The 1,227-nt window shown below is 48.5% G+C and carries 1 protein-coding gene; it reads right to left on the bottom strand.

Annotated elements, in window-relative coordinates:
- Window positions 1-17 precede the first annotated feature (17 nt).
- Window positions 18-1,150 (bottom strand): IS630 family transposase gene (locus JWJ90_RS22740; RefSeq protein ID WP_205229501.1). Its coding sequence is split into 2 segments (ribosomal slippage): window positions 18-727 and window positions 727-1,150, totalling 1,134 coding nucleotides; the frame shifts between segments, so codons are not numbered across the junction.
- Window positions 1,151-1,227: the final 77 nt, after the last annotated feature.

Genomic DNA, 1,227 nt, shown 5'->3' with positions numbered 1-1,227 from the left:
CTAGTACCATGTAACAATCATAAATTCGGATAAAGTCTTTTTAGCTTAACCCTGGCGTCCTGTGTTGTGAATTGCCAGTCAATTTTTTTGGTGCTGTTGTTACGGTCACATTCCCATGCCGCAATTTCTGTCCGCATGGTTTCCATGTCGGCGATTCGACGGTCGAGGCATTGACCTTTCAGCACGCTGAGTTCAATCTCTGCCATATTGAGCCAGCTTCCATGTTTGGGGGTGTAGTGAATATCCAGCCTTTTCGCCAAGCGCCTGGCTTCGCACGGCTCGAAGGTTTCGTAAAGTGAGGCGATGTTGTGAGTGTTCAGGTTATCCATTACCAAGCGAACTTTGATGGCATCAGGATAGCGCTCGTCGAGCATCTGCTTGATTTGCTGAGCCCAATCCTTACGAGTGCGTCGCTCAGTTACCGCAATATGACGTCTGCCAGCCAACGGTTCCACTTCCATGAAAATTTCCGCCACCCCTTTCCTGACATACTCATCGTCTATCCGTTTTGGCTGGCCCGGCTCACAAGGGATCGGTTCAGCAACTTCGCCGATCAACTGTTTGCTGGACTCGTCCATGCACACCACTGGATAAGCTGGATCATATGGAAGGTGATAGACCTCCAGTACATCCTCCATTGCCGCTACGAACGCTGCATTTCCTTCTGGCGGAATTTTCCAGTATTTGCTGAGGTGAGGCTTAAGTTCATTTTTTTTAAAATCCTGTGTACCGTCATATGCGAAACTGAAGGTGCGAGGTCCAGTTCGACGGCTTTATCAGCAAGCAACCTCACGGTCCACCGGCCACGACCATCAGGGGCCTCTGAACATGCCAAGGCTATCAATCGTGCTTCGAAGGAACCATCAAATATTACATCGCGAGGCAGTTTTTCTCTTTCTTTACGAGTCAATGCGGCATCGAGGCCTTCCTCGACAAATCGTTTTTTTAAATGCTCTATTGTGCGAGATGTTACACCTAATGCCTCCGCTACAGCGGCAACCGTCCAGCCTGGTCCATTAGGCTTGGCGTCACACAACAATAACGCACGGGCACTGATAAATTTTTTGGCTCCGGTTTTGCCATTCCGGGTCAATGCCTCAAGATTCTTACGTTCCTCGTCTGTCAGGGTGACTCGATATCTCGGTGCCATGGCAACCTCCTTTGATTGCCATGATGATACAACCTGATTAAAAATTACGAAACTTTAAATGTTACATGGTACTAGAC

The organism is Desulfobulbus rhabdoformis (assembly GCF_016919065.1).
GTDB classification, from domain to species: Bacteria; Desulfobacterota; Desulfobulbia; order Desulfobulbales; family Desulfobulbaceae; genus Desulfobulbus; species Desulfobulbus rhabdoformis.
Note: the sequence above shows the minus strand (reverse complement) of the source record. Positions and strands in the feature narration are given on the sequence as shown.